Here is a 25163-nt window from a genome sequence, read left to right as displayed (position 1 = left end):
CAAATGGCCCGTCTTGATCTTTCACAAAAGCTCGCAATTCTCAGTGATGCGGCCCGCTATGATGCCTCTTGTGCGTCCAGCGGGACGACCCGCCGTGACAGTCGTGATGGCAAAGGACTAGGGTCGACCGAAGGGTCGGGTATCTGCCATGCCTATGCCCCCGACGGGCGCTGCATTAGTTTGCTTAAAATACTGATGACGAATTTCTGCATCTACGATTGCGCCTATTGCATCAACCGGGTGTCCTCGAACGTGCAACGCGCGCGGTTTTCCGTGGATGAGGTCGTACAGCTGACGATTGAGTTTTATCGGCGCAATTATATCGAAGGTCTTTTCCTGTCCTCCGGCATCATCCAATCCCCTGACAAGACAATGGAAGACATGCTGCGCATCGCCAAGCGCCTGCGCGAGGTCGAGAATTTTCGCGGCTATATTCACCTCAAAACTATTCCCGACGCAGCACCTGAATTGATCGAAGAAGCGGGACTATATGCGGATCGTTTGTCGATCAACGTCGAATTGCCCACCGACAATAGCGTCAAAGCCTATGCGCCCGAAAAGAACCCTGTAACCATTCGCAAGGCGATGGGTGATGTAAAGTCGCGCAAGGATATGGCGGGTGAGCGCAGCTATACCGGCAAACGCGGCAAGCGCTTTGTGCCCGCAGGCCAATCAACCCAGATGATTGTCGGGGCCGATGGGTCAACAGATGCAACAATCCTTGGGCAGTCGACCCAGCTTTATGGCGATTACAAACTGAAGCGGGTGTATTATTCAGCCTTCTCGCCCATTCCAGATGCGACGGCCAAGCTGCCCTTGATCAAGCCGCCGTTGGTGCGTGAACACAGGCTTTACCAAGCTGACTGGCTTTTGCGTTTTTATGGCTTTGGCGTTGATGAAATTACTGCGGCCCGTCCCGATGGCAACCTTGATCTGGAGGTTGATCCAAAGCTGGCGTGGGCCCTGCAAAATCGCGCGCAATTTCCGGTAGACGTGAACAAAGCCAGTAAGGAAATGCTGTTGCGCATCCCCGGGTTTGGCACGCGCACTGTGGGGCGCATTTTGTCCACGCGGCGGCACCGCCGCTTGCGATACGAGGATCTGTTGCGCATGGGTGCATCGCTGAAAAAGGCGCAGGCGTTTATCACCGCGCTGGATTGGTCGCCCGGCGGTTTGACCGACAGCATCAATCTGCGCGCACGCTTTGCCCCGCCACCAGAACAGTTGAGCCTGTTTTGATGTACACTGTCCCGCTGCCCCGGATTGGCACGGATATTGCATGGCGCGATGCAGCCAAGCGGCTGATTGGTGCAGGTGTTTCGCCCGATGACGTTTTGTGGGATTTCGACAATGAGATGGGGGAACTCTTTGCCACTGCGGCCGCTTTACCGCCCCTCACACGACGGATCAAAGCCCCGCAAAGCTTTGTGCAGATGGCTGATTGGGTTGTGTGGCACAAAGATCCACAACGCTTTGCACGGCTCTACGCGTTGCTTTGGCGCCTGCGGCATCAACCCGGGTTGATGCAGGATCGGGCTGACCCCGATTTGGCCAAGCTGCGGCATATGGAAAAGGGTGTGCATCGTTGCAAACATAAGATGAAAGCCTTTGTCCGGTTTCGTGACCTGCGCCAAGGCGGCGCGCGGCGCAGCTTTGCTGCCTGGTTTGAACCCACGCATCACACGGTTGAACCGACCGCCCCCTTCTTTGCCCGCCGCTTTGCCGATATGGATTGGATGATTGCCACGCCGGATGTGACCGCGCAGTTTGTCGACGGCAATCTTTCGTTTCACCCCGGTCAACCCAAGCCCGACTTGCCCGAGGACGCGGCAGAGGCGCTGTGGGGGACCTATTTTTGTAATATCTTTAACCCTGCGCGCCTGAAGGTCAGCGCGATGACATCAGAGATGCCCAAGAAATATTGGAAGAACCTGCCAGAGGCGCAGCATATCCAAGGTTTGATCGCCGGGGCCGAGGCAAAGGTACAACAAATGCGGGATAACGCGCCGACCTTGCCGCCGGAACGGGCGGCGAAAATCAAACGACAGCTACGCGATGATCAGGAATAGGGCAGCGTTGCAGTTTGACATGATCTCAGCTTAAGTGGCTTCACACGCACATCGTGCGACCAAAGGGAGCCCCCCGTGACAATCACCGTTTTTCTAGCCGTCATCGGGGCCGCCGTTTTGCATGCGGCGTGGAATGCGCTTGTCAAAAACGGCGCGGACAAATTGGTGTCGCTGACGGCCGTGATGTTCGGGCACACACCTTTTGCGATTGTGGCTATTCTGGTGGCACCTCCGCTTGGGGCTGACGCCCTGCCTTATCTGGCCGCTGGCATATTGTTGCACTTGGGCTACCAGCTTTTTCTGCTTTATTCCTACAGCGCGGGCGACCTGACCCAAGTGTATCCGATTGCGCGCGGATCTGCCCCGTTGATCGTGGCTTTTGTATCAATCACGATGCTTGGGGTGACTTTGAAAGGCACAGAGCTTCTTGCCGTTCTTATCATCGGGGTCGGCATTGTCAGCCTCGCGCTCGTGCGTCGCGCTGATGGGTTGCGCAATGGCAAGGCGGCGGTGTTTGCACTGATTACGGGCTGCTTTATCGCCGGTTATTCCATTGTCGACGGGATGGGTGCGCGTGCTGGCGGCACGTCACTGGCATATTTTGGATGGCTGGCTATTGGCAACAACATCGCACTCGTGGCCATCGTTGCGGTACGTGCACCGCAGACATATGGCAAACTTTGGCAAACCGGTCACAAGCTGTTCTGGATCGGCGGCGGGGCATCGTTCATCGCATATGCGATTGTGACATGGGCCTTTACACAAGCCCCTATCGCGTTGGTCACGGCCTTGCGGGAAACCAGCATCGTCTTTGCCCTGCTGATCGGCGTCTTCTTTTTGAAAGAACGGTTGGACCTGATGAAGGTCTTTTCAACAATGACCGTGCTTATCGGCGCCGCATTGCTGCGCCTGGCAAAACCTTAGGCGTCACGCAGCCAGCGCGCGAATTCAGCTTCAGGCACAGTGTCGTCGGCAAGACCTTCCATCATGCGCACCGCCTCAACCTGATCCGGTAGAAAATTGACCTTGTTCAAGCGCAAAAAGGTAATAGCAGCCACAAGGGCTGTGCGCTTATTGCCGTCAATAAACCCATGCGCCTTTGCAATGCCAAAAGCATAGCCTGCCGCCATATCATACAGATCAGGCTTGCCGTAAGCCCAAAAGTTCAAGGGCCTCGCACATCCCATTTCAATAAGCGCTTTATCCCGAATGCCAGGTGTGCCGCCATGGCGGGTAATTTGGCGATCATGAACAACGTAGACGACTTCAATCGGCAGCCAGACCGGATCAGTCATGCCAGCGCCTGTAAGGCTTTCCTGTTCTCATCCATCACATCTTCTGCTGCACGCATCGCATCGGCAAAATCATCCTCATGCCTGCGCAATGCCAAACTGCCGTCATCGGTACGCACCAGATAGATCGTGTCGCCTTCAGCGGCATCCAAGACGGCCAAAGCCTCTTTCGACAATGTCAGAACAGCTGAATTTCCGACTTTACGAATCTTAGTCTCAAACATGGGGCATCTCCTTTATTTACAGTATATACAAACGTATATTCCAAAAATCAAGAAGGCCTTATGTATTGAACAGGAAATGCATCACATCGCCGTCTTTGACGATATAAGCCTTGCCTTCGGCGCGCATCTTGCCCGCTTCCTTGGCAGGTTGTTCGCCGCCCAGCGTCACAAAGTCATCATAGGCAATCGTTTCGGCCCGGATAAAGCCCCGCTCAAAATCGCCATGAATGACACCCGCCGCTTGCGGCGCTGAGGTGCCTTCCTTGATGGTCCATGCGCGCGCCTCTTTCGGGCCCACGGTAAAGTAGGTCTGTAGATGCAGCAATTCGTAACCTGCGCGGATCAGACGATCGAGACCGGCTTCTTCAAGACCCATTTCTTCAAGAAACATCTCGGCCTCTTCAGCCTCTAACTGGCTGATCTCTTCCTCGATCCGCGCTGAAATCACGACGTGGGAATTGCCCTGTGCAGCCGCCATTTCTGCGACACGCGCTGATTGGCTGTTACCGGACCCGGCACTGTCTTCTTCAACATTGCAGACGTAAAGAACGGGCTTTGTGGTTAGCAGTTGCAGCATTTTCCATGCTTTTGCGTCGTCGTCATCCACCTCAACAGTGCGGGCTGGTTTGCCATTTTCCAATGCCGCCTGCGCCAGCTCCAACAACTTGACCTGCTGTACTGCTTCTTTGTCGCCACCACGTACCTTGCGCACCAGGTTCTGGAGCCGCTTTTCGATGCTTTCCAAATCAGCCAGCATCAGTTCGGTTTCGATCACTTCGGCATCTTCAACAGGGTCAACGCGGCCTTCGACATGGGTAATATCATCATCCTCAAAACAGCGCAGCACATGGGCAATCGCATCGCATTCGCGGATATTCGCCAGAAACTGGTTGCCCAGCCCTTCGCCTTTGCTGGCACCCTTCACAAGGCCGGCAATATCGACAAAGGTCATCCGCGTCGGAATGATCTGCTTGGACGACGCAATCGCCGCCAGTTTATCAAGCCGCGCATCCGGCACGGCAACATCACCGACATTGGGTTCGATGGTGCAAAACGGAAAGTTCGCCGCTTGCGCCGCGGCCGTCTTGGTCAGCGCGTTAAACAGCGTCGATTTGCCCACGTTTGGCAAACCCACAATACCCATCTTGAAACCCATCACAGCTCTCCTTTGATCCTGAACGCGCTTCTAGGGCGCGCAGACGACAGGCGCAAGCGCATGGGAGGCGCACTCTGCCATTGATTTTCCGTCTACCTTCAAGCACACCACAGCAAGTTTGCAGACCGGGGACAAAAATGAGCAGAATCGACGCAAAATTTGCGCAGTTGCGTAGCGAGGCGAAGAAAGCTTTTGTGGCTTACGTCATGGCGGGTGATCCCGACTATGACAAAGGTCTTGAAATCGTCAAAGGCCTGCCCGCCGCCGGCGTAGATATCATCGAGTTGGGAATGCCGTTTACGGACCCGATGGCGGACGGTGCGACGATTCAATTGGCCGGTCAGCGCGCATTGGAATCCGGGCAGGATCTGGAAAAGACGCTGCAATACGCCCGCGAGCTGCGCAAAGAAGACGACACCACGCCGATTGTGATGATGGGCTATTACAACCCGATCTATTCGCGCGGGGTCGATGCATTTCTGGTTGATGCCAAAGAGGCCGGTATTGACGGTTTGATCATCGTCGACCTGCCCCCCGAAGAAGATGACGAACTATGTATCCCCGCGCAGAAAGCAGGCATCAACTTTATCCGCCTTGCCACCCCAACCACCGATGACAAGCGATTGCCGACTGTACTGCAAAATACGTCAGGCTTTGTTTATTATGTGTCTGTCACGGGCATCACCGGCACTGCCGAAGCGCAGGCAGGTGACGTCGGCCCAGAGGTTGCACGCATCAAGGCACAGACCGATCTGCCCGTAATCGTTGGCTTTGGGATCAAGACACCGGATGCCGCCGAAGCGATTGCCAGGATTGCTGATGGCGCTGTTGTCGGCTCTGCCATTGTGGAAAAGATCGGCGCAGACGAAAGCGTGGCGGACGTACTGGCATTTGTGAAATCTTTGGCTGACGGCACGCACAGGGGCTAGTACCCCCCATTGATCCACATCAAAGCAGGCTCTTGCACAAACCCCTTAAATCGGTAACAAATAATTACCAATTCAAGGAAGTCGCCATGCCTGTCATCACAACAATTGCTGATCTAAAGCGGCTTCATAAGCGTCGCACGCCCAAGATGTTCTACGACTACGCCGAAAGTGGCAGTTGGACCGAACAGACATTCCGCGAGAATACCTCTGATTTTGATTTGATCCGTCTGCGCCAGCGCATCGCGGTTGATATGACAAACCGGACCACGGCCAGCCAGATGATCGGACAGGATGTGTCCATGCCTGTGGCACTCGCCCCTGTCGGTCTGACAGGCATGCAATGCGCCGATGGCGAAATCAAGGCAGCACGGGCGGCCGAAAAGTTCGGTGTTCCTTTTACACTGTCTACCATGTCGATCTGCTCGATCGAAGATGTGGCGGCCAAAACCAACAAACCGTTTTGGTTTCAGGTCTATACCCTGAAGGACAATGATTTCATGCAGCGCCTGTTTGACCGGGCGCGCGATGCGTGGTGTTCGGCGATGGTCATCACCCTTGATCTGCAAATCATGGGGCAGCGACACAAAGATCTGAAAAACGGGCTATCTGCGCCGCCAAAATTTACGCTTGCAAGCATGGCTGACCTTGCAACGAAATGGTCATGGGGGCTTGAAATGCTGGGCACACCCCGCCGTTTCTTTGGCAATATCGTGGGGCACGCCAAAGGCGTATCCGATCCTTCTTCGCTGGCATCTTGGACGGCCGAGGCGTTTGATCCTGCGTTGGATTGGAACCGGGTCGCAGAACTGATGAAGATGTGGGGCGGTCCGGTGATCCTGAAAGGCATATTGGATGTAGAAGATGCCAAGAAGGCTGCCGAATTGGGTGCCGACGCGATCATCGTTTCAAATCATGGTGGTCGTCAGCTTGATGGCGCGTTGTCTTCAATCCGTGCCTTGCCGGCCATTATGGATGCGGTTGGTGACAAGGTTGAGGTCCACCTCGACAGTGGCATCAGGTCCGGCCAGGATGTTCTGAAAGCACTCGCTATGGGTGCGAAGGGCACATATATCGGACGGGCGTTCGTCAATGGGTTGGGGGCGATGGGGGAAAAGGGTGTGAAGACCGCCCTTGAGGTTATCCACAAAGAACTGGATACGACCATGGCGCTTTGCGGGCGGCGTGACGTCAAAGAACTGGACCGCGATATCCTGCTCGTACCCGAGAATTTTGAGGGGCGATGGCAGTAAAAATGCGCAAGTCATTCCCGGGCCAAGTCGCGAATACATAATCTTCAAATGCCTTGTCCGTGCGTCATAAGCGAGCGCAATTCGTTACGACCAAGAGTTGCTTGTTTCTACGCAGCGTCAAATCCAGCTCCGCAGCTTAGTATCGCTCAATGCAATAAAGCATTGACGTTTTCGTAACTTGTGTGATTTTGCGCCCATCAAAGCGACATTTATTAGAAGACGAAACAACGATTAAGGAAACATCACATGTTTATCAAAGCAACAGCCTATGCTGCCGCTATCGCCATCTGCGCAACATCCACCTTTGCCGGCGGTCTGGCCGATGAGATCGTCGAAGCGCCTGTGATGGAAGCAGAAATGGCACCGGCTCCTAACTCCTCCGTGAACCCAACATACATCGTGGTCGGCGTTCTTGCAGCCCTATTGATTGCTGCGGCAGTCAATGACGACGATGATGATGACCCAACCCCGACTGACAACGGTGGGCCGCAAGGCCAGCGCTAATCGCTGATTGTAAAACGACGCTTCTACCCAAGGGCAGCACCAGTATGGTTGCTGCCCTTTTTTATGCGGCGTGAGCCATTAAAACCTTGCGATGCGCCGCACGACAACAGCCAAAGGCAATACGCTTAGCAGCAACAAGGCCACAGCCAGAAATGCCACCCTCAGGCCAAATGCCTCGGACAGCAGCCCCATCAGCATGGGTGCAAAAAAGAATCCCGAAAAGCCAATAACGGCGGTCCGGCTGATCGCCTCTGTGCGCAGATGCGGCGCGACCAGTTTCCCAACCAGCGCCAGTCCGATGGGCCCGATCACAGAGACACCCAAACCAAGAATACCAAACCCAAGGTACGCCAGCAGTGGTGACGGTGCCAAAGCCGCAATCACCGCCCCCGTCGCAGAAATTATTGAAGCCCCTATGACAAGGGGCACATCACGCAGACGTTCGGCGACAGCCTGACCCGAAAAGCGCCCGACAGCCATGGTGATCCCCAACATGGCCGGGCCCAGTGCACCCTCGGCTGCACCACCACCCAAGGTCCGCTCAACATGCAAGGCAGACCAAGCTTCGACCGTGGCCTCTGACATGAAAGCAACCAGCACGATGGCGCCGCAAAGCACAATCGGCCAAAGTGGGTATTTCCCGGCATAGCCTGCCTCTGCATCAACATAGGTGACGTCCATCCGCATCAAAGGCAATGCAAGCAAGGCAATAACACCAAAGCCCGCGAAAACTGGCGTGGGCGGCAAACCAGCCTCGCGCGTGAACCCGACGATCAGGGCACCGACCGCATAAGCCACAGAAAACATCGCATGATTGGCGTTCATCAAAGGGCGCGCATGTTTCGCCTCCAACTCACTGACCCGCGCGTTCATCACGACGTCCAGCAGGCCGGACGCCAATCCGACAAACGCCATCGTTGCGGCAAAGACCAGCGGCACAGTCACCTGTCCTGGCAACAGCCACGCCAACGCCAACATTGCCGCCCCCACCTGCATACCGCGCGCACCCAGTATGCGATCTGCCCGCGGGGCCAGCCACATTGCCGAAACGAGCCCTGTCGCAGACCCCAGCAAAAGTGTGCCGAACAAGGCGTCGGAAGCGCCCAGCTGGTCTTTGATGACCGGGACATAGGCGGCGAAACACCCCCAAAACATACCGACAACAACAAAGGCGGCGGCAGGACGGCGGGACAAGGAAAGTGCGTTCAAAACTGACATGTTCGCAGGCGTGCATGCCATTTTTTCCCAAAGCAAGTTCCAAATCATCAAGTGGCGATAAAACCTCTTTTCAAACTGACACAATGCCCCTATACGGCGGGCTTCATCGGGCTCGGACACCCTTGGAGGCGGGCCCCTACATTAAGGAATTATACTATGGCTGGAAAGATCCCAGATCTGAACGCCAAGGTACGCGCGGGGACAGGCAAGGGGGCCGCCCGCCAAGCTCGCCGTGACGGCGACGTACCTGGCATTGTTTATGGTGGCGGCGCAGATCCGCAATCCATTATCATCCCATTCAACTACCTTCTCACGAAACTGCGCAAGGGTGGCTTTATGTCCACGCTGCACAACCTCAAGATTGAGGGCGAAGAAGATGTCCGTGTGATCTGTCGTGGCGTTCAGCGCGACGTGGTCAAGGACCTGCCAACACACATCGACCTGATGCGTCTTAAGCGTACAAGCCGTGTGAACATCTTTATCCCGGTTGAGTTCCTGAATGCGGAAACATGCCCCGGTGTGAAGAAGGGCGGCGTTCTGACCGTGGTCCGGAATGAAGTTGAATTGAACGTGCTGGCTGGCGACATCCCTGAGCACATTGAGATTGATCTGACTGAAGTCGAAATCGGCGACACCATTTCCATCAGCGATGTTACGCTGCCCGAAGGTGCGACACCTGCGATCACCGACCGCGACTTTGTCATCGCCAACGTACAGGCGCCACGCGCTTTGCTGGCTGACGATGATGAGGAAGACGGCGAAGAGGTTGCAGCAGACGAAGTGCCAACAACTGGCGACGAAGAAGAAGATTCCCAAGAATAATCAACGCTGCGGCTTTGATTTCGAAAGGGCATCCCGGATTGGGGTGCCCTTTTCCAGTGGAAATGTCGGTTAGCTGCGCATCAGATCAAAACCGGGATCATAGGGTGACGGCGCAATTACCTTTGCGCCAACCAAATCCCCCAGCAGGTCCAATTGCATCGTACTGCCGACCGCGGCCAATTCTGGTTTCACAAAGGCATAGGCGAGGTTCATTCCAACCCGATGCCCCCAGTCTCCAGATGTGATCGTGCCAACAACGTTGCCATCCAACATCAAGGACCCACCGCCATAGGCAGGTGCATGGGTCGCGTCGATCTGCAACGTCACGAGCTTTTTACGCAACCCTTGGGCATGCTGTTTGGCCAATGCATTCTTGCCGATGAAATTCGCTTTATCTGCACGCACGAAGCGATCCAAACCCGTCTCATAAGGCGTAAACTCGGTGATCAGGTCCGCCTTCCAATGCAAGAACCCTTTCTCCATGCGCATCGCATCAACAGCGCGCGCACCGAACAGCCGCAAACCATGGTCTTTACCCGCCTCGCGTAATGCCAGATAGACCGCATAAAGCGATGCGTTCGGCACGTGGATTTCATAAGCCAACTCACCACTGAAACTGACACCCAACACCGTCGCAGGCGCGAACCCAATGAAGCATTCGCGCACCGATAGCCAAGGAAAGGCCTCTTTTGACCAATCGCCGCGACTGACCGCCTGCAATACATCGCGCGACTTTGGCCCTGCCAGCACAAGGATCGTCTGATCATTGGTCAGGCTTTTGATTTGCACGTCCTCATCCGCCGCAACATGCGCCTTCAGCCAATCCATGTCGTGGTATTCAGACGCTGCGGCAGAGCCATACCAAACCCGCGCCGGGCCGCGGTCTGATGCAGGCAGGTTCGCGATGGTCGCTTCGCCTTTGATCATGCCATGATCGTTCAGCAGATAGCCAAGGCCAACGCGACCATCACGTTTGGTCACAGCACCACAGAACATGCGGTCAAGAAATTGATGACGATCAGCACCGGTAATTTCGAACCGATTAAAGCCGTTTACCTCACACAAACCCACATTTTCTTGTACATTTCGAACCTCAGCCGCGATGACATCAAAGCTCTCATCAAAATGGAAATCCAACGCAGGATGGAAGTCCGGCGCGGGCTTAATGTAATCCATCCGCTCCCATCCGTTTACGACGGTAAATTCCGCACCTTCCGCCGCCAGAATGGGCGTCAAAGGCGTTGTCTTCGCAGGCCGTCCCGCAGGCCGGTTTTCGTGTGGAAAGTGAAAGCGGAATTCGTTTTGGTAATCCTCAATCGCCTTCAGCGCCGTCATCTCAACGTTTGCGTGCCCCGTAAAGCGCCTTGGATCAATACACCATGTGTCATAGCACGCCTCGCCATGCACGATTTGCTGGGCCAGCAACCAACCGTGCCCCCCGCCCTCGCCCAGACCAGCCCGCAGGCCGATGATGCAGAACGCATTCCGCTTGCCGGGAATGGGCCCGACCAACGGCGCACCATCAATCGTGTAGGTAATCGGCCCGTTCACGACCGTATGAATACCTGTTTCCATCAACGCGGGCATACGCGCAAACGCCCCTTCCAGCACATCTGTCACGCGATCCAGATCATCCGGGCACAGCGCATTCACAAAGTTCGGGTCGATCCCATCCATACCCCATGTTTTGCAATCCTGCTCATAGAACCCCAAAAGCAACCCGTTCTTTTCCTGACGGCAATAGTAGTCACTGATCGGGCAACGCAGCAGCGGCATGCGGTGGCCTGCCTCTTTGATGGCGGGGATCTCCTCGGTCAGGAAATACTGGTGTTCCATTGACACAACAGGATGCTGCACGCCCATCATCGTACCCACTTCGTTCACGCGATATCCACCTGCGTTCACCACCACATCGCAATCAATATCGCCATGCTCGGTATGTACGGTCCAGGTATCATCCTTGTGTTGGGTCAGCCCTGTCACCGGCGTATTGCGGTAAACCTCGGCCCCCGCCTTGCGCGCGCGGCGGGCAAGCGCCTGACACAGTTGGGCTGGGTCAATGTCGCCATCCATCGGATCCCATAGACCGCCCAAAAGGTTATCAGTAGAAATCAGCGGATGACGCCGCGCGCATTCGGCGGCGTCGATGACTTCAAATTCCACATCCATGCCACGCGCCATGGACGCAAAATGCCGATAGCCCTGCATCTGCGCGTCTGTATTAGCCAGGCGGATACCGCCATCACCATGATGATAGTTGATGGGATAGTCCGGATCGTCCGCAAGTTCCTTATAAAGCGCAATCGAATGCGTCTTCAGCCCCACCATCGTCTGGTTCATACCAAAGTTGGTGACCTGCGCCGCCGAATGCCAAGTTGTACCAGAGGTCAGCTCGTTCCGTTCCACCAGCACCACGTCGGTCCAGCCTTCTTGGGTCAGGTGATAAATAGTTGAACAGCCCGCAATGCCGCCCCCGATCACAACGGCCTTGGTCCGCGTTTTCATGCCGTTTTCCTTTGTTCGAAAATGAAGGCTATCGCTTCATTTTCATGCATTTCACCAAACAAGCAAGCCTGCATCATCGTCATCTGTTGCAACCAGGGTGTGATCCTCAAAAATCACGCTCTGGCGCTGCACTGCGGCATAAGATAGGTTGCCCTCATGAAATTACTTGTTGGCCTTGGAAATCCCGGCGCAAAATATGCGCAGAACCGTCACAACATCGGCTATATGGCACTGGACCGGATCGCAGCGGACCATGGGTTCAGCGGCTGGCGATCCAAGTTTCAGGGACAAACCTGCGATGGGCGCTTTGGGTCAGAGCGGGTGACACTGCTGAAACCTGAAACCTTTATGAACCTGTCTGGTCAGTCCGTCGGCGAAGCGATGCGCTATCTCAAACTCGCGTCCGACGACATCATTGTGTTCCATGACGAAATTGATCTGGCCCCCGGCAAAGTGCGCCTGAAAACTGGCGGCGGACATGCAGGACACAACGGTCTGCGGTCGATCCACGGACATATCGGGCCGGACTATGACCGCGTGCGCATGGGCGTCGGGCATCCGGGACATAAAGATGCCGTGCCGGGTTATGTTCTGCGCGATTTCCCCAAAGCCGATGCAGAATGGCTGGATGACGCACTACGCGGGATCAGCGACGGCATTGCCGATCTGATCGCAGGCGATGGTGGCAAATTTCTTAATGCAATCGCGTTGCGTGTGGCCCCGCCGCGTTCATCCAAGTCAGCGCCAAAACCAAAAGCAACGCCACCTGCGCCAGAACCGGAACCGGATACACGTTCTGCCGTTCAAAAGCTTGTGGACAGGTTCCGTTGACGCCCCCTGCAATTCAAGAGGCGTTTCTTTACCAATCCAAGGCCTGCGCCAATCTGGGCTCGCCCTTCATGGAACGGCTGATGGCGCTTTGTGGCACAATGGAATGGCCGGAAGGGTCGGTCAGGGATCGCATCTTTGCGTGGCAAGGGGACATCAGCCCTGCCGGGCAATCTGTGCCTTTGCGGCTGGCTGGTGCGCTACATGCGCTTCATCTGTTAGGGCACGTGGGGCTTAGGCAGGTGTACCCGCCCAATATCGTCAGCGACACACAGCTTTGGAATGCCGTCAGCAGGGCGCTTGTGGCTGACGCTGATCATATCAACGCATGGTTGGACAGCGCGCCGCAAACCAACGAAGTACGGCGGTCAGCCGCGTTGATCCCTGTAGGGCATTTGCTGGCGGATCGCTTTGGGCTGCCCCTGCGCACATCAGAACTGGGGGCCAGCGGTGGCCTCAACCTGCATTGGGATGCTTACGCCCTGCAATTGGGGGATACGACCCGTGGTGCCAGTGATCCTGCCCTGACGCTGGCGCCAGACTGGACCGGACCATACCCGCCAGATACAGCGGTGACGATCGCATCACGCGGCGGGGTGGACCTGAACCCCTTGAACCCTGCACACCCCGATCAGGCCTTGCGCCTGCAAGCCTATCTTTGGCCGGATCAACCAGAACGGCTGACCTTGACCCGCGCGGCCATTGCAACTGCGCAGACGCCAGTGGATCAAGGTGACGCAATTGACTGGATCAAACCGCGTTTGACGCATGTGAAGGGGCAGACCCATTTGATCTACAGCACCGTCGCATGGCAGTACTTTCCCGCAGCAAAGCAGGCCGAAGGCACAGCCTTGATCGAAGAGGCCGGCAAGTCAGCAACGGCAGATACGCCGTTGGCATGGTTTGGTATGGAAAATGACAACAGCGGGCACGGGGCGGCGTTGACCTTGCGGCTTTGGCCGGGGAACGTGACGCTTGATCTGGGTCGGGCGGATTTTCACGGGCGATGGATTGCATGGGCTGATCGCGGCGCTGCCTAAGGTCAGGCGTGGCAATTTTATCTGACAAACCTACATTCATTGCAAACAAGGAAAGGCGCGTATCTGATGGAAAAAGACCCTTCATTCAATGTGCTTGGCAGTGCGCTGGCTGACTGCTCAACCGCCCCTATGACCGGGTTCTTCCGCAATGGCGCCTGTGACACATGCGCGGCGGACCAGGGCAGTCATACGGTGTGCGCGGTAATGACCGACGAATTCCTCGCCTTTTCAAAATATGTTGGCAATGACCTCAGCACACCGCGGCCCGAATACGGATTTCCCGGGTTAAAAGCGGGTGATGGCTGGTGCCTTTGCGCAAGTCGCTTTCTGCAAGCGCATGAGGAAGGATGCGCGCCACAGGTCAATTTGCATGCCACCCATGTACGTGCGCTGGAAATCGTCTCAATTGATATTCTACGGGAATATGCGGTGGGCACATCAGCTGGTTGACGACGCTTCCATCAGATCATCAATAAAAAGGCTCAGTAGCTGTGTGCGCCCGGACACGTCCGCTTTGCGATAAATCGCGTTGGTCTGCGCCTTGATCGTGCCTTCGCTGACTTCGCGCAGTGCTGCAATCTCTTGTGTGGACATGCCCTTGATCGCAAACAGTGCGACATCGCGTTCAGCCGGTGTAAGCGCCCATGCTGCAAACCGTTCCTCCAGCACATCCATAAAAGCACCAGAGGCCAGCCTCAGCTGGTCTTCGATCACGACATTTCGGGCCATTGTCCGGCGTAGAACGACCCAACCAAAGCCCACACCCAGCAAAAGCCCAAGCGCTGCGCCCAATTCGACCAGTTCATAAAGTTGCCAACTGATCGGTGCGACACCCAATATTGATCCGATGATCTGGGATACGAAAAAGACGGCGCATAAAAGCTGCACCGCGACGATCAATGCGACAGTCCATTGACCTTTCAACAATCGGCCCCTTTTTGATCAGACCGGATCAATCATCGTCCCCATCGTCGTCATCGTCGTCGTCATCGTCATCATCGTCATCGTCATCATCGTCATCGTCGTCATCATCGTCATCATCGTCGTCATCATCATCGTCGTCATCATCATCGTCATCATCGTCGTCATCATCGTCGTCATCGTCATCGTCGTCGTTATCCGATGATCCTCCCCCGGGGTTAAAGATGCGGGGTGCATCTTTTTTCCGGTCATCATCGGCATCAGTCGTTCGCCAATAGTCCCGAAGGATTTCCCCAGTCTGTGGGTTGAAAACCAATTCACGTTGCAAATCATCACGACGCGCAACCACGCGAACGCGGCCCAGCCATGTGCGCTGTAATGTGATCCTGAAAAGCTTGCCTTGCAGCTGGTCACAATTTGATCTGCACGGATGGGCCGCCGCAAACTGCGGCGTCCCTATGAGTGCGAAACATATGGCGGCCCTCTTTAGCATCACAAGGCCGTCAGCACACGCTTAGTCTTCATCATCATCGTCATCGTCATCATCATCGTCATCACCGTCATCATCATCATCGTCGTCGTCATCATCATCATCGTCGTCGTCATCATCATCGTCGCCGCCATCATCGTCGTCGTCGTCATCGTCATCATCGTCGTCGTCTTCGTCTTCGTCGTCTTCGTCGTCGTCGTCGAAATCAACGAAGTCATCGTCGTCGTCTTCGATGGTTACGCCCGGTTCGATGTCATCATCATCGTCATCATCATCATCAAGAGACCCAACTTCTTGTTCAAGAATTGCACCGGTCGCCCGATCATAAACCGCTTCTAGCTTGCGGTTATCACGGACCGCTTCGACTTTGACCTGCGTTGGGCCGTTTGTCACTTCGATGCTTTCATACCCTTCTGCCTGAAGTGCCGAGATCACTTGCTCAGCGATAGATTGCGCGTGTGCGGCACCTGTCGTCAACGCAAACACGGCTGTAGTCGATAATAAAATATTCTTCATTGGTCATTGCTCCTAAGGTAATCAGCACACACCGTGTGTACCGTTCACCCGGATCAAACGCCGAAGCATAACCTAACGCTATCCACAATGCGTTTATTGTGGATGACATAAACCCGATAAAGAAGGACCTAAACTTTAGTTTAGGTCCTTCTCGGCTAGGTTTTCATGTCAAAGCCAAGGTGCTTGGCCACAGTAAAGATGTCTTTGTCGCCGCGCCCACACATATTCATGACAAGCAGATGATCCTTAGGCAGCTCGGGCGCGATCTTCATCACATGCGCCAAAGCATGCGATGGTTCTAGCGCAGGTATGATCCCTTCTTGCGCACAGCAAAGCTGAAACGCCTCCAATGCCTCTACATCGGTGATCGCAACATATTGTGCGCGTCCAATGTCATGCAGCCACGCATGTTCCGGCCCAATACCGGGGTAATCAAGACCCGCCGAAATGCTGAACCCCTCAAGGATCTGGCCTACATCATCCTGCAACAAATACGTGCGATTACCATGCAGCACCCCGGGACGACCGCCCGTAAGTGACGCGCAATGTTCCATCTTGGCGTTCACACCTTTGCCGCCGGCCTCTACCCCGATGATGTTGACGTCTTTATCGTCCAGAAATGGGTAAAAAAGGCCCATGGCATTTGACCCACCACCAATCGCGGCGATCAGTGTGTCGGGCAAACGGCCTTCGGCAGCCTGCATTTGTTCCTTGGTTTCCTTGCCGATAATGGCCTGAAAATCGCGGACCATGGCAGGATATGGGTGCGGCCCAGCAACGGTGCCAATGCAGTAGAACGTGTCGCGCACATTGGTCACCCAGTCGCGCAACGCGTCGTTCATCGCATCCTTCAACGTACCACGACCAGAGGTGACAGCGACCACTTCGGCCCCCAGCAGACGCATCCGAAACACATTCGGGGCCTGCCGTTCAACATCATGCGCGCCCATATAAACGATGCACTTGAGCCCAAACTTTGCACAGACCGTTGCGGTTGCCACACCATGCTGCCCTGCACCAGTTTCAGCAATAATACGCGTCTTGCCCATCCGGCGGGCAAGGATGATCTGCCCCAGCACATTATTGATCTTATGGGCGCCAGTGTGGTTCAGCTCATCACGCTTCAGGTAAATCTTGGCACCGCCCAAATGCTCTGTCAGGCGCTCCGCGTAATATAGCGGGCTGGGACGACCAACATAGTGCGTCCATAGATCGTGCATTTCGGCCCAGAATGTTTCATCCGTCTTGGCGTGTTCATATTGCTCTTCCAGCTCAAGGATCAGTGGCATCAATGTTTCAGACACAAAACGCCCGCCAAAGTCGCCGAAGCGGCCCTTTTCATCGGGACCGGTCATGAAGCTGTTAAAGAGATCGTTGGCCATGAGACACCTGCTGTTTTTGTGCCTGTCAGACCTAGCTAATCCAGCCAGAATGGTAAAGCAGCCATCCGGTCGCAGACGGAAACTGCACTGGTTCAATCCGGGTCTGAATGCGCCGCCGCACAAAACGCAGCAATACGTTCTGCATCCTTGACCCCAGGTGCCGCCTCAACCCCAGAGGATACATCGACCTGCGTCGCACCTGTGCGTGCAATCGCTTCGCGCACATTGTCAGGCGTTAAACCACCTGCCAGCATCCACGGCACAGGCCAGCGGCGACCAGCAATCAAACGCCAGTCAAATGACAAACCGTTACCACCCGGCAGATCAGCATCCTTGGGTGGTTTGGCATCGACCAAAATCTGGTCTGCCACCGCCGCGTAAGTATCGAGTGCGGCCAGATCATCCTCATCCGCCACACCAACCGCTTTCATGACGGGCAGCCCATAGCGCGCGCGAATTTCACGCACACGCGCCGGTGTCTCGTGACCATGCAGTTGCAGGATATCCAGTGGAACCTGCGCAGTGATCGCGTCCAGCAAAGCGTCATCTGCGTCGACGACCAAGGCAACTTTGGCCACACCCGGCGGCGTGGCCTGTGCGATAACGGCCGCCTCCGCGATACTGACGTTGCGAGGTGATTTGGGAAAAAAGACAAGTCCAACATAATTGGCCCCTGCCCCGACAGCAGCGTCCAGCGCGGCCACATCACGCAGCCCGCATATCTTCACCCGTGTTTCGGAAGGCATTAGCCGGTCTTTTCAAGCAATGCCAAAACGTCATCATCGCTTTTGGCACCCGCAGCCGCACCGCGCAGTTGGTCCACCTCGCGGCGCAGGCTTTCCACCTCACGCGCTTTGCTGCGGGCGTCTGCGCGTATGCGATGCTCGCGCACCCATTCCCACAAAAACCCGATCATCAGACCAGCACCAACGCCAATAAAAATGACCACAAACAAAGGCAGCTGCACGTCAGGCGACAGTCCAAGAAGGTCGCCCAAGGCTTCGGGCATGGCGCGCACCGTGACAATATCCCGGTTTGCAAGGCCAATCAGGATCAAACAAAGGCCCACAACGGCCCAAAAAGCATAGCGTATCGTTTTCATAAGCTGATCCTACCGCAGTTCGTCCATACGGTGAACCGCTTTTACAGATTTAAGTCAGTGTGACTGACGCGCGGCCTTCCGCCTAACTACCGTTCAAACGATCGCGCAGCAATTTGCCTGTCTTAAAAAACGGCACATGCTTTTCGTCAACTTCAACCGCTTCGCCCGTCCGCGGGTTGCGGCCAATACGCTGATCGCGTTTCTTAACAGAAAAGGCACCAAAGCCGCGCAGTTCCACCCGGTCACCACGTGCCATAGCTTCTATAATTTCTTCAAAAATCGTGTTCACGATACGCTCAACATCGCGCTGATAAAGATGGGGGTTTTCGTCGGCGAGTTTCTGGATCAGTTCAGAACGGATCATAATTTGGCCTCCCAACCAGCAAGCAAATACATATTGCAGGTTTGTTCCCGCTTATCAAAAGACTATAGGCATTTTTGAGCCTCGGCGAAATAGCAGGTTTCTACCGTTTTTCGACAAAAAACGGTCTTTCACGACATCAATCTTTAGAAAATCGTAGCATTAACCCGCGAAATGATCAGCTGATGCCCCTTTATGCGCAGTCAAAAGATGACGATTCGGCGTCATACTTTTTCCTAAGAAAATAGCTGGGTCGTATGTCGTATGGCTTCCAGCTTTGGTGCCGATCCAACCGTCAACGCGGCCCACGTCATTAACGTGCAGACGGCAGTTACCACATCGCTCTGGCGACCAGCATGTTAGCTTTCACCTTCTGACATGAAAAAGCCCCGCCGCAGATATCTGCGGCGGGGCTTTCTTTTTCAAAGCATCAGGTCAGACTTAGTCGTCGCCCTTCAGCGCCGCACCAAGGATATCACCCAAGGACGCACCGGAATCGCTGGAGCCATACTGCTCAACCGCTTCCTTCTCTTCTGCAATCTCGCGTGCCTTGATCGACAGACCCAGTTTGCGTGTTTTGCTGTCGATGTTGGTGACGCGCACGTCGACTTTATCGCCAACGCCGAAACGCTCTGGGCGCTGCTCGGCACGGTCACGGGACAGATCGGAACGACGGATGAAGGATTTGGCACCTTCATAGTCAACTTCGATGCCGCCATCTTCGATCTTGGTCACTTCAACAGTGATGATCGAACCGCGCTTCACGCCGCCAACGGCTTCTGCGAATGGGTCACCGTCAAGCGCCTTGATGGACAGCGAAATGCGTTCCTTCTCAACGTCGACTTCAGCAACTTTGGCCTGAACCACGTCACCTTTGCGGAAATCACCGATGACGTCTTCGCCGCGGCCTTCCCATGTCAGGTCAGACAGGTGAACCATGCCGTCGATGTCGCCTTCAAGGCCAACAAACAGACCGAATTCGGTGATGTTCTTGACTTCGCCTTCGACCTCAGTGCCCTCAGGGAACTGCTCTGCAAAGACTTCCCATGGGTTGCGCTGTGTCTGCTTCAGGCCAAGGGAAACACGACGCTTGGCGCTGTCAATTTCCAAAACCATGACTTCGACTTCCTGCGAAGTAGACACGATCTTGCCGGGGTGGACGTTCTTCTTTGTCCAGGACATTTCAGACACGTGCACCAGACCTTCAACACCGGCTTCCAGCTCAACAAACGCACCATAGTCGGTGATGTTTGTGACGCGACCCTGATGGACGGAACCGAGGCTGAACTTGGCTTCAACAGCATCCCAAGGATCGTCCTGCAGCTGCTTCATGCCAAGGCTGATACGGTGAGTTTCTTTGTTGATCTTGATGACCTGCACCTTGATCGTTTCACCAATGGTCAGGATCTCGGATGGGTGATTCACACGGCGCCATGCCATGTCAGTGACGTGCAACAGACCGTCAACACCGCCCAAGTCAACAAACGCACCGTATTCGGTGATGTTCTTGACAACGCCGTCAACTTCCTGGCCTTCGGTCAGGTTGCCGATGACTTCGGCGCGCTGTTCGGCACGTGATTCTTCAAGGATGGCACGACGGGACACAACGATGTTGCCACGACGACGGTCCATTTTCAAAATCTGGAATGGCTGCTTGAGACCCATCAAGGGGCCGGCATCACGTACGGGGCGGACGTCCACTTGCGAGCCCGGCAAGAACGCAACAGCGCCGCCAAGATCCACAGTGAAACCACCTTTGACGCGGCCAAAGATTGCGCCATCGACGCGCTCTTCGTCAGCATATGCTTTTTCCAGACGATCCCATGCTTCTTCACGGCGCGCCATCTCACGAGAGATAACAGCTTCGCCGCGGGCGTTTTCAACTTGGCGCAGGAACACTTCAACAGTGTCACCAACGGCCAGTTCAGCCTCTTCACCGGGATTTGCGAATTCTTTGATATCTACGCGGCCTTCCATCTTGTAGCCCACGTCGATGATGGCTTGGCCCGCTTCGATTGCGATAACCTTGCCTTTGACAACTGACCCTTCAGCGGGTGTGTCCATTTCGAAGCTTTCATTCAGGAGTGCTTCAAACTCTTCCATTGTGTTAGCCATGTGGCGTCGTTTTCCTAACGTTTGGTTTTATACGGGCCGAGCGGTTGTGTCCGCCGGTCTTTGTGGTTTCGGTTTGGTCGCAAGTGCTCTCGCGGAACATAAAACAACAGGGCCGGTTGCTCACCGACCCCGCTCAAGTCTCACGTCCGCGCCTGTCTCGACACTTCGACAGCCGCGCGTATAGGGGGGATTCACCAATGATGCAAGGGGTTTTGCTACGTCAAAGAGGTTGGGATCAACGCTACGAATACGCAGATCATGTACGTGTCAAGACTAGCACGAGGTACGTATTATTCGCAGTAAAATGGGCCGCATTGCGTGTCTGCTGGTTCAACCGCTGATCAAGTCGCGCCCGTTTTCGCGCACTGATCAAGCGACGCATGATCCAGTGGGCGATGCCGCGCACGCGTGGCCGACGCGCGCTAAGCTCCGCATCAATGCGCTTGCCCGCATACCCGATCACATTGAACAACCCCTGCTCAAGATCAATAGAAGGGGCAACTTCGTGGGTGATATCAACCTCTTGACTGACATGTAGACCGGTAGACTGCACAAGATCACGGAATGCCGCAATCGGGTGCCCGCCTCCTACCGTTGCCTGAACTGCATCTGACGCAAAAGTTTCACTGCGAAAACAATCTGCAATGACGATGCGACCATCTGGTTTCAGCAAGGACAGGCACTTTGCAACCCCCTGATCCAGCGGAATGTATTGAAAGCTTTCTGAAAACAGGCACACATCAAACGGGCCTGACAGCTGTGCGTCTTGAAACGTCGTCTCGTGAACAACAGCCTCTGGTGCATTCGCGCGGCAGCGTTCAGCAAGAAAAGCGCTGGGTATCACAATCTCAACCTGATGGCCCAAGGCAATCAATTTGCGCGCCGTTTCTCCCGCACCGCCACCAATATCAAGGATGCGGCATGGCGCTTGCGGCAGGCGCTGAAACACCAAATCCGTATAGGCAACCTGCGCCGCACCAAAATTTGCGGCACAAACCTCAAGCCCCGGCCAGTAGCCATAATGCAGGTTCTCTGCACCCGTCAGCCATTTTGAGAAATTCAGACCAACATCCAGTCCGAGACTTCGTGTATCTATCTTTTTGTGCGCCATTTCTTTTCGGTAATCGAAAGAACGCAGTTACGAAAGAAAAAAGCTGCCAGACGGGGCGCAGTCAGCACCGGCGTTCAAATTTCTGCCAGCGCCTGCTGTACCGCGTCAAAATACGCGCCGACCTGCGCACCATCCACCAGCGCATGATGCACCTCTAGCGTCATCGCCATGTCCCAGCGCCCGTTCCGTTCGACAATCTTGCCCCAACTTACCCGAGGGATGCAGTCATCCGGCCCGGGTAAAGCATTGTTGATAGCGGTATAATCCAGCCAAGGCATGCAAGACAGATACGCCAGATCATCACGCTCTCCGCTGTTGGCCTGCAACACGCCACCTTTGGCGACGTCTGTGATCAGTGATTTGGCTTGCGCATCAAACTTGGCAAATTCTGGCACATAGGGGACATAAGCGTAGCCAAAGGTGCCCGCTTCTGTCGGGACAGTCATCGACAACGTAATCATATCATGCGCAACAACCACATTGTCGCGAAAGCGCATGCAAAGCTCTGGCACTTTGTGGATGCCTGCACCAATCGCATAAAGACAGGCGCGATACGGCGACACACCCGCTGACTTACGCGCCATCAGGTGGGTTACATCCAATCGTGTCGTCGTCGCATAATGCGGCTGCTGATACGTGCGGAAAAAGTGAAACTGCGCCGCGCGCGGCCATGTTTCCAAGTCAACGGTTTTGTATGTCATAAAACCAGTGGTGTCAGATTTCTTCGCCTTGCTCCAGCAGTCTTTCGATCAATTCGCGTTGCAGATCACTGCTATCGCCTGTGCCAAACTGCCCTGCCCCACTGGTGTAAAGCGAGCCATAGGTTTTGGCCACATTGACCGTCTGCGCCACGCCCGAAATAAACTGATCGCGCTCCAGTTCTTTGAACGGATGCAGGAAGACACCCCAAAGCTGGCCCCGGGCAACTGCATAACGCGCATCAAGCGCGCTGTCGAAATTGGCCTGCATCACGCGCTGCATCTCCTCTGCCGTCATTGTTTCGGCTGAACGGATCGGGACCATCGCACGCATCCGGTTGGCGCGCACATCGGTGACAATCAAAACCGGGATATCATCAATGGTCAGCGAAAAACCGGCCCCTGACAATTGCGCATCAGGGTCCAGCGCCAGTACGATTTCAGCCATGCGCGGTAAGGTCATATGCGGTTCAGCCTCTTGGGCAGATGCAGAGGCAGGCAACAAAAATGCGACAAGCGCGAGAATACGGATCATAGGCAACTCCTTATGGTGTCAGCCTAGGACGGCGGATCACAGTTGCGCAAAGCAAGCTTTGGTGAGGCGTTGCAACATGCAGCAAACTTAACTGCGGGCTGCATCCACCACCTTGATGGCTGCGGCTATAGCCTCGGCAGCAGATAAATCCGACGTATCAATGACAATGGAATCATCGGCAGGCACTAGAGGCGCTGTTTTCCGATTGCGATCACGCGCATCCCGTTCTTTGACATCCGCCAGAACGGTGTCCAACGTCATATCCATCCCCTTGCCCACCAACTCTTGAAAGCGGCGTTCAGCACGGCATGCGGCACTGGCGGTCACAAACAGCTTCACATGGGCATCAGGGCAAATCACTGTCCCGATATCACGACCATCCAGAACTGCGCCGCCATCCCGCCCAGCAAAGCTGCGCTGAAACGCGATCAATGCCGCGCGTACCTGCGGGATGACCGCAACCTCGCTGGCGGCTTGTGCCACCTGCGGCGTGCGCAAACTGTCATTTTCCAGATCAGTTGTTTCCAGTGCTTGAGCTGCGGCAATCGGCGCTGCCCCAGCGATCACTTTCGCGCCCACCGCGCGATAAAGAAGGCCCGTATCCAAATGCGCAAACCCAAAATGCGCCGCGACCGCCTTGGAGATTGTCCCTTTCCCCGCCGCCGCAGGGCCATCAATGGCAACGGTGAAGCTCATGAATTGGTCCGCACGATCTGGGCGCCCAACCCTGCCATCAAGTCCTCAAAAATCGGGAAAGAGGTCGCAATCGGGCTGCCATCATCCACACTCATCGGTTTTTGCGTGGCCATGCCCATCACCATAAATGCCATCGCAATCCGGTGGTCAAGCTGGCTGGCGACGGTCGCACCACCCGGCACATTACCGTGGCCCAACCCTGTCACTTTCCACCAATCGGGGCCCTCATCCACGCTTACGCCTGCTGCACGCAACCCCTTGGCCATCGCATCAATCCGGTCGCTTTCTTTAACACGCAACTCCTTGACGCCCTGCATATCGGTCACGCCTAGCGCGAAAGCGGCGACAACAGACAGCACCGGGTATTCATCAATCATACTGGCCGCCCGCGCTGGCGGGACAGCAATGCCTTTCAGGTCAGGCGAAAACTTTGCGCGCAGATCCGCGACAGGCTCACCGCCCTCTTCGCGCATGTTCTCGTAAACCAGATCTGCGCCCATGTCCTGCAATGTGGTGAACAGACCCGCGCGTGTCGGGTTTAGCCCGATATTGGGGACCAGCACGTCAGATCCCGGCGTAATAATCGCCGCACATACAGGAAACGCCGCAGAGGATGGGTCACGGGGCACAACAATGGTTTGCGGGGTCAGTTCCGGCTGGCCATCAAGCGTAATCACACGGCCTTCATCGGTTTGCTCAACCGTCAATGTGGCCCCAAACCCTTGCAACATACGTTCCGTATGATCGCGGGTCGCCTCTTTCTCGATAACAACGGTCTGGCCGGGGGCGTTCAGCCCCGCCAAAAGCACCGCAGATTTGACCTGCGCGGACGGGACAGGAACAACATAGCGCACCGGCACCGGATCAACCGCGCCAACCAACGTCATCGGCAAACGGCCACCTTGGCGCCCGACAGCCTGTGTACCAAACAGCGCCAAAGGATCCGTGACGCGGCCCATCGGGCGGCCATTCAGTGATGCATCGCCCGTAAAGGTCACGGTAATCGGACAGGTCGCCATGGCCCCCATGATCAAACGCACACCCGTGCCCGAATTGCCGCAATCAATCACCTGCTCAGGCTCTGCAAAACCACCGACACCAACGCCAGTTACAGTCCATTCCCCATCACCATGGTTGGTTACGGTGGCGCCAAAGGCCTCCATCGCGCGCCCGGTATCCAGCACATCTTCGCCTTCAAGCAGACCAGTGATACGGGTCTGGCCCACACACATCGCGCCAAGGATCAGGGATCGGTGCGAAATCGACTTATCGCCGGGCACATGGGCCTCACCCGACAAGGGGCCGCAAGGGCGCGACATCATAGGGATCGGGGTGCCGTGACCGGACATGCAGTATTCCTTTTAAACTCGTGGTGTTGATAACCCAGGCCAGTAACGGG

The 25163-nt window shown here is 55.5% G+C and carries 28 protein-coding genes; 10 read left to right on the top strand and 18 right to left on the bottom strand.

The window, feature by feature from the left end:
- Positions 1 to 3: 3 nt before the first annotated feature.
- From RCCS2_RS09275 to RCCS2_RS09265, 3 genes are all read left to right on the top strand, one after another.
- Positions 4 to 1239, top strand: a complete 1236-nt coding sequence (locus RCCS2_RS09275; RefSeq protein ID WP_008233590.1) for a putative DNA modification/repair radical SAM protein — start codon at positions 4 to 6, stop codon at positions 1237 to 1239.
- Complete coding sequence (locus tag RCCS2_RS09270; protein WP_008233589.1) at positions 1239 to 2069, top strand: TIGR03915 family putative DNA repair protein; 831 nt, start codon at positions 1239 to 1241, stop codon at positions 2067 to 2069. The genes RCCS2_RS09275 and RCCS2_RS09270 overlap by 1 nt, the downstream gene beginning before the upstream one ends.
- A gap of 75 nt (positions 2070 to 2144) precedes the next feature.
- Positions 2145 to 2993, top strand: coding sequence for a DMT family transporter (locus RCCS2_RS09265; RefSeq protein ID WP_008233588.1), 849 nt, complete (start codon positions 2145 to 2147; stop codon positions 2991 to 2993).
- On the opposite strand, the gene RCCS2_RS09260 is transcribed toward RCCS2_RS09265, so the two are convergent.
- Genes RCCS2_RS09260 through ychF form a run of 3 tightly spaced genes read right to left on the bottom strand, consistent with a single transcriptional unit; the run spans position 2990 to position 4741 of the window.
- Positions 2990 to 3364, bottom strand: coding sequence for a type II toxin-antitoxin system death-on-curing family toxin (locus tag RCCS2_RS09260; protein WP_008233587.1), 375 nt, complete (start codon positions 3362 to 3364; stop codon positions 2990 to 2992). The two genes, RCCS2_RS09265 and RCCS2_RS09260, sit on opposite strands and share 4 nt — an antisense overlap.
- Positions 3361 to 3585 (bottom strand): MazE family transcriptional regulator, encoded by a 225-nt coding sequence (locus tag RCCS2_RS09255; RefSeq protein ID WP_008233586.1) that lies wholly within the window; start codon positions 3583 to 3585, stop codon positions 3361 to 3363. The genes RCCS2_RS09260 and RCCS2_RS09255 overlap by 4 nt, the downstream gene beginning before the upstream one ends.
- 58 nt (positions 3586 to 3643) lie before the next feature.
- Positions 3644 to 4741, bottom strand: coding sequence for a redox-regulated ATPase YchF (gene ychF / locus RCCS2_RS09250; RefSeq protein WP_008233585.1), 1098 nt, complete (start codon positions 4739 to 4741; stop codon positions 3644 to 3646).
- 137 nt (positions 4742 to 4878) lie between these two features.
- Here ychF and trpA point away from each other — a divergent pair, with 137 nt between their 5' ends.
- From trpA to RCCS2_RS09235, 3 genes are all read left to right on the top strand, one after another.
- On the top strand, positions 4879 to 5670 hold the full coding sequence (trpA, locus tag RCCS2_RS09245) for a tryptophan synthase subunit alpha (RefSeq protein WP_008233584.1): 792 nt from the start codon (positions 4879 to 4881) through the stop codon (positions 5668 to 5670).
- 86 nt (positions 5671 to 5756) lie between these two features.
- Positions 5757 to 6920: an alpha-hydroxy acid oxidase gene (locus RCCS2_RS09240; protein ID WP_008233581.1), complete on the top strand. Its 1164-nt coding sequence runs from the start codon at positions 5757 to 5759 to the stop codon at positions 6918 to 6920.
- Between the two features lie 246 nt (positions 6921 to 7166).
- On the top strand, positions 7167 to 7424 hold the full coding sequence (locus RCCS2_RS09235) for a hypothetical protein (protein WP_008233580.1): 258 nt from the start codon (positions 7167 to 7169) through the stop codon (positions 7422 to 7424).
- Positions 7425 to 7502: 78 nt separating this feature from the next.
- On the opposite strand, the gene RCCS2_RS09230 is transcribed toward RCCS2_RS09235, so the two are convergent.
- On the bottom strand, positions 7503 to 8642 hold the full coding sequence (locus RCCS2_RS09230; RefSeq protein ID WP_037293990.1) for an MFS transporter: 1140 nt from the start codon (positions 8640 to 8642) through the stop codon (positions 7503 to 7505).
- Positions 8643 to 8798: 156 nt separating this feature from the next.
- Between RCCS2_RS09230 and RCCS2_RS09225 the strand changes: the two genes are divergently transcribed.
- The gene (locus RCCS2_RS09225) at positions 8799 to 9464 is read left to right on the top strand and encodes a 50S ribosomal protein L25/general stress protein Ctc (RefSeq protein WP_008233578.1); all 666 of its coding nucleotides are present in this window, start codon (positions 8799 to 8801) and stop codon (positions 9462 to 9464) included.
- A gap of 69 nt (positions 9465 to 9533) precedes the next feature.
- Here the strand turns inward: RCCS2_RS09225 and RCCS2_RS09220 are convergent, their stop codons facing one another.
- Complete coding sequence (locus RCCS2_RS09220) at positions 9534 to 11969, bottom strand: GcvT family protein (protein ID WP_008233577.1); 2436 nt, start codon at positions 11967 to 11969, stop codon at positions 9534 to 9536.
- Between the two features lie 156 nt (positions 11970 to 12125).
- Here RCCS2_RS09220 and pth point away from each other — a divergent pair, with 156 nt between their 5' ends.
- From pth to RCCS2_RS09205, 3 genes are all read left to right on the top strand, one after another.
- Positions 12126 to 12800 carry an aminoacyl-tRNA hydrolase gene (gene pth / locus RCCS2_RS09215; RefSeq protein ID WP_008233575.1) on the top strand — a complete coding sequence of 225 codons (675 nt, stop codon included), beginning with the start codon at positions 12126 to 12128 and terminating at the stop codon, positions 12798 to 12800.
- Complete coding sequence (locus RCCS2_RS09210; protein WP_008233574.1) at positions 12797 to 13837, top strand: DUF2332 domain-containing protein; 1041 nt, start codon at positions 12797 to 12799, stop codon at positions 13835 to 13837. Before pth ends, RCCS2_RS09210 begins: the two co-directional genes overlap by 4 nt.
- 66 nt (positions 13838 to 13903) lie before the next feature.
- Positions 13904 to 14287 carry a DUF2237 family protein gene (locus tag RCCS2_RS09205; RefSeq protein ID WP_008233570.1) on the top strand — a complete coding sequence of 128 codons (384 nt, stop codon included), beginning with the start codon at positions 13904 to 13906 and terminating at the stop codon, positions 14285 to 14287.
- Here RCCS2_RS09205 and RCCS2_RS09200 read toward each other — a convergent pair.
- The 13 genes from RCCS2_RS09200 to aroA all read right to left on the bottom strand — a co-directional run bounded on the left by RCCS2_RS09200 (position 14276) and on the right by aroA (position 25113).
- The gene (locus tag RCCS2_RS09200; RefSeq protein ID WP_037293988.1) at positions 14276 to 14761 is read right to left on the bottom strand and encodes a helix-turn-helix transcriptional regulator; all 486 of its coding nucleotides are present in this window, start codon (positions 14759 to 14761) and stop codon (positions 14276 to 14278) included. The genes RCCS2_RS09205 and RCCS2_RS09200 overlap by 12 nt on opposite strands.
- Positions 14762 to 14789: 28 nt before the next feature.
- Positions 14790 to 15107 carry a hypothetical protein gene (locus tag RCCS2_RS18545; RefSeq protein WP_008233567.1) on the bottom strand — a complete coding sequence of 106 codons (318 nt, stop codon included), beginning with the start codon at positions 15105 to 15107 and terminating at the stop codon, positions 14790 to 14792.
- Positions 15108 to 15272: 165 nt separating this feature from the next.
- Positions 15273 to 15764: a PepSY domain-containing protein gene (locus tag RCCS2_RS09190; RefSeq protein ID WP_008233566.1), complete on the bottom strand. Its 492-nt coding sequence runs from the start codon at positions 15762 to 15764 to the stop codon at positions 15273 to 15275.
- Positions 15765 to 15919: 155 nt separating this feature from the next.
- Positions 15920 to 17146, bottom strand: a complete 1227-nt coding sequence (trpB, locus tag RCCS2_RS09185; protein ID WP_008233564.1) for a tryptophan synthase subunit beta — start codon at positions 17144 to 17146, stop codon at positions 15920 to 15922.
- A gap of 92 nt (positions 17147 to 17238) precedes the next feature.
- Entirely contained in the window at positions 17239 to 17892 is a 654-nt protein-coding gene (locus RCCS2_RS09180) for a phosphoribosylanthranilate isomerase (protein WP_008233563.1), read from the bottom strand.
- Positions 17892 to 18248, bottom strand: coding sequence for a lipopolysaccharide assembly protein LapA domain-containing protein (locus tag RCCS2_RS09175; RefSeq protein WP_008233562.1), 357 nt, complete (start codon positions 18246 to 18248; stop codon positions 17892 to 17894). Before RCCS2_RS09175 ends, RCCS2_RS09180 begins: the two co-directional genes overlap by 1 nt.
- Positions 18249 to 18330: 82 nt before the next feature.
- Complete coding sequence (ihfB, locus tag RCCS2_RS09170) at positions 18331 to 18612, bottom strand: integration host factor subunit beta (protein WP_008233560.1); 282 nt, start codon at positions 18610 to 18612, stop codon at positions 18331 to 18333.
- A 438-nt stretch (positions 18613 to 19050) separates the two neighbouring features.
- On the bottom strand, positions 19051 to 20724 hold the full coding sequence (gene rpsA / locus RCCS2_RS09165; RefSeq protein WP_269571768.1) for a 30S ribosomal protein S1: 1674 nt from the start codon (positions 20722 to 20724) through the stop codon (positions 19051 to 19053).
- 256 nt (positions 20725 to 20980) lie between these two features.
- A complete protein-coding gene (locus tag RCCS2_RS09160) occupies positions 20981 to 21835 on the bottom strand; it encodes a class I SAM-dependent methyltransferase (RefSeq protein WP_008233557.1) in 855 nt (284 codons plus the stop codon).
- Between the two features lie 74 nt (positions 21836 to 21909).
- On the bottom strand, positions 21910 to 22536 hold the full coding sequence (locus RCCS2_RS09155) for a chloramphenicol acetyltransferase (protein ID WP_008233556.1): 627 nt from the start codon (positions 22534 to 22536) through the stop codon (positions 21910 to 21912).
- Between the two features lie 13 nt (positions 22537 to 22549).
- A complete protein-coding gene (locus RCCS2_RS09150) occupies positions 22550 to 23068 on the bottom strand; it encodes a hypothetical protein (protein ID WP_008233555.1) in 519 nt (172 codons plus the stop codon).
- Positions 23069 to 23155: 87 nt separating this feature from the next.
- Complete coding sequence (locus RCCS2_RS09145; RefSeq protein WP_008233554.1) at positions 23156 to 23764, bottom strand: (d)CMP kinase; 609 nt, start codon at positions 23762 to 23764, stop codon at positions 23156 to 23158.
- Entirely contained in the window at positions 23761 to 25113 is a 1353-nt protein-coding gene (aroA, locus tag RCCS2_RS09140) for a 3-phosphoshikimate 1-carboxyvinyltransferase (protein ID WP_037293809.1), read from the bottom strand. Before aroA ends, RCCS2_RS09145 begins: the two co-directional genes overlap by 4 nt.
- Between the last annotated feature and the right edge of the window lie 50 nt (positions 25114 to 25163).

Source organism: Roseobacter sp. CCS2 (assembly GCF_000169435.1).
In the GTDB taxonomy this organism is placed as follows: domain Bacteria; phylum Pseudomonadota; class Alphaproteobacteria; order Rhodobacterales; family Rhodobacteraceae; genus Yoonia.
The sequence above is the reverse complement of the archived record's forward strand: the minus strand, read 5'-3'. Positions and strand labels throughout refer to the sequence as shown.